Here is a 6,463-nt window from a genome sequence, read left to right on the forward strand (position 1 = left end):
AACCTAATTAATCGCATAAATTCAACAATGCAATGCTTTTTTATGTTATTCCAGATCTGGAAAATCCTAGTAACTAAAAAACAAGAAGATGTCTGAAGAACAATCTAGTCAAGCACAATTACCACCTACTGATGACATTGAAATTTTATCACTACGTCAGTTCGAGAGTTGGTTTGAGTATCCGGTGAGAGTTCATCCCCACCATACTGACTATGCAGGTATTGTTTGGCATGGTACTTATCTAACTTGGATGGAAGAAGCAAGGGTAGAATGTTTGCGTTCTATCGGTATCGAGTTTGCTGATTTAGTTGCATTAGGCTGTGATTTACCTGTAGTAGAACTTTCCATACGCTATCATCGTGCGATTCAGTTAGGCATGGCTATTGTGGTAAAAGCGCGTATGGTAGATGTTACAGGTGTCCGCATCAACTGGGATTACGCCATTGTTTCCCCTGATGAACAGCAACTATTTGTTACTGCCAAGGTGACGTTAGTAGCCTTAGATAGAGATAGAGGTAAGATAATGCGCCAGCTACCCGCAAACGTCAAGGATGCTTTGGCGAAGGTTTCCGCTTTACACAATAACTGATTCGGAATTGGGGACTAGGGAAAAATCAATTCAAAATATCCTGCGCCTGGGCTAACGCCTCCGTAGAGAAGGCTTGCGCCAACAAAATTCAAAATCACATAATTTTTTTCCCTACTCCCTCATTCCTCGCCTCTAGCCCTTATCTCCCGCTTTGGAATTGTGATAAGGTTTGAGCAAACTGCACAATTTGATGCCAAATATCTTGTGGTGTAATGCCAAAGCCAATGTTTAGTAATACAAGGATTGCTGCAATAGTTAAGGCATTGATAATAGTTGCTTTTAATACCTTCCAAACTATGACGAATACAATCCAAGCTAAAATAAGAGTGGGTATCATAAATATCAATTCTAGAAAATATCTTTCCTATGTTGAAAGGTATTGATTAGTGAATGTAACTTTTTAAATTGAAGAAATTACTAGTTTTAAAGAAAATAATTTATGTCATTTTTATTACTTGGTTGACATGGCATTTATATATAATAAACGAGTCTATAATATATCCTAAATCAACAAAGAGAATTCTGATTTTACAAAAACTTAGACAAAACTATATAAGTAGGTAAATTCAAATATTTATAATTATGTAAAGAAAAATTAGTTGTAGGGCTTGTGATTGCACAGCGTCAAGCACCGTCAACATAACTCACCTTATCTCATCTAATAATTTATATTTCTTCATATAAATTGATTTTTTTGACCGAATACTAAGATGCGATCGCTTTACCATAAAATTTTCACATTAATAATACCGGAGGCTCATCATCTGCGGGCGATAGATATCTGCATCGAGATGCACACCATCAAGGGTGTACATCGATGCAGTATGTTTACCAAGGACTTGAAACATATCTCAAGCACATGACGAATTACGGACTACTTGCGCTTTTTATTTTTCTTCTGCTTCTTTTTCTGTTTGTTACTCACAGGAGGTGCAAAACCAAGCGGTGGCTGTTCAAGTTCCTGCTTGTAGTAATTTAATATGTCTTCTAGTGGAAACCTTTTTTCGGGAACTTCTTCGCGTGTTTTCAATCCCAACTCTACCTGTACTTGGTCCCAATCGCCGACAATATAAATTGGTATCCGATTAGCAGCGAACGCACCTTCCATAACTGGTGCAGATTCAACAGCTTGTAAATCCAGCAGTTCACCAATCAAAAAAGCGTTAAGTTCTGGGTCATTATTGGCAAAATCTTCTAATTTTTGTGTTAAAACAGCCACACATTGGTCACGCAAATCAGGATGCTTTTCAACAATTTTAGTTAACGATGTAGCAGCATAGGCAAGTTGGTAAGCATCATGAGACGAATCTCCCAGATATGCTTCTAGTGTAGGTATTGCACCAGACCCTATGGTAGCAAAAAACTCAAATAATTCATTGGGCATCCAATCATCATCGAGTTCGTGAAATAGATTCACTAGGGGTTGAATTGCTGCTTCTGCACCGAGTTGAGTCAGCACCCGCACCGCATGAACTGGACTCCAAACTTCTAAACTATCAAGGTCATTTGCATTTAACTCTTTGTCAGTCGCCATGCGAATTAAGTCAGGAACATGGTCTGCATTAAAACCAAGTTCCTGCACATAATTAGGGACTTCTCGCGTTTTACTACAATCACCGTAGGTTAATAACTTATTTACAGGCGATGGATAAATAGAGCCTGCCATGCTAAATATCTCCGTCTTTGTGGTTGTAACTATTATCCCAGTCTGAATACTCAATGGATTTTCTTTGTATCTCCTTACCTCTGGAGTGCAAATTAACGACAAAAGTCAGATGGTACTTCCAACCCAAACGACAAAATTTTTCATGATTGTGAGCAAATCTATTGGAAATACTTATATTTAGCATTGCAAAACACTTATAAACTGATACAACGCTAAAGATGTAAAATTTTTGTTAACTTCATCGAGCATCAATAGTTTCCCGTTATCCTTATCAGGTACTCAGCATGACTGCAATCACCCCAAAGGCATCTTCAGCGCTTCCCGAATTTTCGGAAGGTATTCAATATTTTGGTGAAATGCTGCCAGATTTTGAAACTTATGGTGCCACACCTGCGATAGAATCGGGTAAAGTAGCGATCGCCGATCCCACAGACACTAAAGCTGTATATCAAACCTTACTCGCTGCTGATGCCTTGCGCTACCTAACATTACAAGTCACTGGTAGTAAGGCATCTGGGCATCCGGGTGGATTCGCCAGCCAAGCAGAAGCTTACGCAGCTTTGGTCATGCTGGGGTATAAGAATATTATTACCGAAGTCGGACACCATGCCCCCGGATTTTATAGCGCCATGTTCCTTGATCGCTCCTTGGAGGATATGGACATTTTCACAGTACAACAATTGCGCGATCGCTTCCGTGAAAAGCATGGACTTTTAGGACACCTTTCCGGTTACATCCCCGGTATTCTCGCCCCAGCAGGTCCCTTGGGACAAGGACAACACTTTGCAATGGCGGCTGCACTCCTCCACCGTGACACACTTTTCCCCTTCACCCTCGGCGACGGTGGACTAGGTGAACCCTACATCATGAGTTCAATGGCGCACTTTAACACCGCCTATCCCAGTGTCACCAATTTCTTACCTGTGTTGGTGTGGAACGGTTACAGCCAAGAACATCACAGCATGGTTTCCCTCAAAACCAATGCACAGATGACAGCCTATTGGCAAGGTAACGGATTTGAGGAAGTCATCTTAGTCGATGCCAAAGAATTTGACGACCAAAATCAAATAGGAGATTATGTTGATAGTACGGCCTTTTCCTTTGAGCAACGCCTCGCCTTTACCAAAGCCGTACTTGTAGCCGTAGACAAAGCCGCCCGTTCCGCCCTCAGTGGTAAACTGACAGTCTTCATCATCAAACAACTCAAAGGCGCAGGTGTTCACGCCAGAGGTGCGAAATCTCACAACCTCTACCCCAAAGACACCCTAGACGCACCCCACATTGTGAGTGCTTTAAAAACCCGTGCATTACCCCTAGAAGCTTGGCAAATCGTCAGAACCAACGCCGAACGCGCAGGTGGAGGCCCCGCAGCTAAAACAGTGGTGACAGAATTTGAGTTACCATTGCCGGATTTAGGCACATTACCTTTAGAAGAATACGCAGTAGGCGGCGAACCCAAAGTTTCCACCACCGCAATGGGACGGCTGGTGGGAATTGTCGGACAAAAAGATGCGAATTTCCTAGTCACCAACGCCGACGGTAACGAAGCATCAGGTATTGGTAACATCAACCAAGCCTTAAAGATTATCCATCCCACTACCGATGACTTATATAACCAAGCACCAAACGGACAAGTTTACGAACCATTGAGTGAAGATGCTTGTGCAGGTTTAGCCGTTGGTTTGTCTTTGATGGGTGCAAGAACTCTCTGGTGTTCTTACGAATCTTTCGCCATCAACGGTTTACCAATCTGGCAAACTGTCATCCAAGCAATGGCAGAATTACGCCGCCCAACTCCCTCCACAATTACCTTATTCACAGCCGGCGCACTAGAACAAGGACGCAACGGTTGGACACACCAACGTCCTGAAATTGAAGCTTACTTTGCATCCATGATGCGGAACGGTAACGTCTTTCCTGTATTCCCCCCCGATGCTAACAGTACCCAAGTTTGTTATGACTGGGCGTTAACAACTAAGAATAAAGGAATTGTCATCACCGCCAGTAAATCACCCTTACCAATTCGCACCACTTTTGCCCAAACCCGCCAAGGTTTAGAAGAGGGTGCAGTAGTGCTGCATGAAATTGCTGGTGGTAAGAAAGTTGTGTTTGCTGTCATTGGTGATATGACATTAATTCCCGTATTTGAAGCCGCAGCATTTTTAGAAACAGAAGGTATTGGAGTGAAGATAGTTTCTGTTATTAACCCCCGTCGTTTATATCGTTCTCATGATGTAGCTTGGGATACCTGTTCTGAAGCTGATAACGGTTTCATTGATGATGTCAAATTCGCCGAGTTATTTGCTGGTGATGCGTTAATTGGTGTCACTGGTGGCGCGGCGGCGATGTTAGAACCCATCATGTTGCGGAGTAACAGCAAGCGCGATACCTTCGCCTGGAAGCGTGGGGAAACTACAGCTAGTGCTGGTGAGTTGATGGCGTTTAATGGTTTGACTGCTGAAGCGTTGACAAAGCGGGCTATTGAATTAGTGCATTAAATTACTTTTACTGCGCTATCCCATCTAGATTTTTACTTAGATGGGGTTATAACTAAGTAGTAAATTAACTTTTACTACTTAGGATTCAGCAATTATGTCTTCAGAATAATTTCAAGCTACACACAGCAATATTTACAAACTGGGTACACGCCTGTTAGATTATCTTCAGGAGATTCGCCAAATTCGTCTCAGTGAGGGTGATGATACCAAAGGTTTGCAGAGTGTTGAGCATGACATCACCACAGCCTTAACCGCATTGGGGGTCAGCCGAGTAGTGTTCAAATAATGCTTCTATTAATACTTCCCGGCTGATACCATTGGTTTTACACACTTCACTCAGGCGTTCACTCAGTTCTGGTTCCAAGCGAATGGTACTCTGCTTAGTTTTGAGTTCTGGATGTGTAGATACCTTAATATCTTGATATCCAGATGTCGAGATATCTTGACTTTCAGAATCTAAAATATCCGGCTCACTAGATATCTTGGTATCTTGACTCTTGGAATCTGAGATATCTTGGCTACTAGATGATAATGAGGCATCACGAGTAGGAACATTGGGACGTTGCCGTTTTTTCAGGCGTTCTAGGGCATACTGTAAAGCGGGTTCAAGTACCTACAGACCGCGAAACAGTCCGTCCGAGAGGTTTCGCTTTCGTGGAAATGGGAACAGATGCCGAAGAAGCTGCTGCCATTGAAGGTCTTGATGGTGCTGAATGGATGGGTCGTGACCTCAAAGTTAACAAAGCCAAGCCCAAAGAATACAGAGGTTCTTCTGGTGGCAGACAGGGCGGATATGGTGGCGGCGGTGGACGCGGACGCTACTAAGTGTTGAAACCGGAAATTTGAGAGAGGGAATTTTCAGTCCATTGATGAATTCATAGGATGGATTTTAGGGTGTGTCATCAATTAGATAAACTGGAATCAGAACTGTTGAAGAAAACATAAATAACAGAGAAAGGATGACACGCCGATACGCACTACGAGATGACCAGTGGGAGAGAATCAAAAACCTGTTGCCGGGGAGAGAGGGCTATGTGGGAGTCACGGCTAAAGATAATCGATTGTTTGTAGAAGCAGTGTTGTATCGTTACCGCTCCGGTATCCCTTGGTGGGATCTACCGGAGCGCTTTGGAGATTTTCGGGTGATTCATACTCGTTTCAGCAGATGGTCAAAAACAGGGGTTTGGGAGAAGGTGTTTCAGGAGTTAGCAGACGATGCCGATAATGAATATGCGATGATTGACTCGACGATTGTCCGCGCCCATAAGCATAGTGCGGGTGCAAAAGGGGGGAGCCATCCACAGAAGCCATTGGTCGTAGCAAAGGTGGATTGAGTACTAAGATTCATGCTGTGGTGGACGCTTTAGGCAACCCTCTGAGTTTTCACCTGACACCAGGGCAAGCTTGCGACCTCGATGGAGCCGACCAACTACTACCTAATATTTTGGCAGACACAGTACTGGCTCCTAAAGGGTATGATGCCGATGAGCGAGTCATTGAGCGACTTGAGTCTCTGGGCAAAACCGCAGTGATTCCTCCCAAGCGTAACCGTACTAGTCCTCGTGACTACGACCGGGATTTGTACAAAGTCCGTCATCTTATTCAATACCTTAGCCAAAATAAGAGGATGAAGAGAGAGGGCCGATGTAGTAGAGTTATTGTCTCTCACAACGACAACTCAAAAACCACAATCAGCCCATGCCCGATATC

At 43.3% G+C, this 6,463-nt stretch carries 5 protein-coding genes and 2 pseudogenes; 4 read left to right on the forward strand and 3 right to left on the reverse strand.

Translation table 11 applies throughout. The features are described from left to right. The first annotated feature begins 88 nt into the window (after nt 1–88). Nucleotides 89–589 (forward strand): acyl-CoA thioesterase, encoded by a 501-nt coding sequence (locus tag H6G18_RS02285; RefSeq protein WP_190405452.1) that lies wholly within the window; start codon nt 89–91, stop codon nt 587–589. Between the two features lie 139 nt (nt 590–728). Here the strand turns inward: H6G18_RS02285 and H6G18_RS02290 are convergent, their stop codons facing one another. Next, complete coding sequence (locus H6G18_RS02290) at nt 729–926, reverse strand: hypothetical protein (protein ID WP_190405453.1); 198 nt, start codon at nt 924–926, stop codon at nt 729–731. A gap of 537 nt (nt 927–1,463) precedes the next feature. Further along, a complete protein-coding gene (locus tag H6G18_RS02295; RefSeq protein ID WP_199311521.1) occupies nt 1,464–2,255 on the reverse strand; it encodes a hypothetical protein in 792 nt (263 codons plus the stop codon). A gap of 284 nt (nt 2,256–2,539) precedes the next feature. Here H6G18_RS02295 and H6G18_RS02300 point away from each other — a divergent pair, with 284 nt between their 5' ends. Continuing rightward, a complete protein-coding gene (locus tag H6G18_RS02300) occupies nt 2,540–4,753 on the forward strand; it encodes a phosphoketolase family protein (protein WP_190405454.1) in 2,214 nt (737 codons plus the stop codon). A 247-nt stretch (nt 4,754–5,000) separates the two neighbouring features. Here the strand turns inward: H6G18_RS02300 and H6G18_RS24650 are convergent, their stop codons facing one another. Further along, nucleotides 5,001–5,117: a hypothetical protein gene (locus H6G18_RS24650; RefSeq protein ID WP_242040148.1), complete on the reverse strand. Its 117-nt coding sequence runs from the start codon at nt 5,115–5,117 to the stop codon at nt 5,001–5,003. Nucleotides 5,118–5,344: 227 nt separating this feature from the next. On the opposite strand from H6G18_RS24650, the pseudogene H6G18_RS02310 reads away from it, so the two are divergent. Then, nucleotides 5,345–5,578 (forward strand): annotated as a pseudogene (locus tag H6G18_RS02310) (RNA recognition motif domain-containing protein); the annotation flags it as partial. Between the two features lie 134 nt (nt 5,579–5,712). Beyond that, nucleotides 5,713–6,371 (forward strand): annotated as a pseudogene (locus tag H6G18_RS24655) (IS5 family transposase); the annotation flags it as partial. Nucleotides 6,372–6,463 lie beyond the last annotated feature (92 nt).

The sequence above is a fragment of the Anabaena subtropica FACHB-260 genome (assembly GCF_014697105.1).
Taxonomy (GTDB): Bacteria; Cyanobacteriota; Cyanobacteriia; order Cyanobacteriales; family Nostocaceae; genus Trichormus; species Trichormus subtropicus.

Coding starts and splice junctions, on each gene's coding strand:
- H6G18_RS02285 (WP_190405452.1), top strand. CDS start 89: ATGTCTGAAGAACAATCTAGTCAAGCACAATTACCACCTACTGATGAC.
- H6G18_RS02300 (WP_190405454.1), top strand. CDS start 2,540: ATGACTGCAATCACCCCAAAGGCATCTTCAGCGCTTCCCGAATTTTCG.
- H6G18_RS02295 (WP_199311521.1), bottom strand. CDS start 2,255: ATGGCAGGCTCTATTTATCCATCGCCTGTAAATAAGTTATTAACCTAC.
- H6G18_RS02290 (WP_190405453.1), bottom strand. CDS start 926: ATGATACCCACTCTTATTTTAGCTTGGATTGTATTCGTCATAGTTTGG.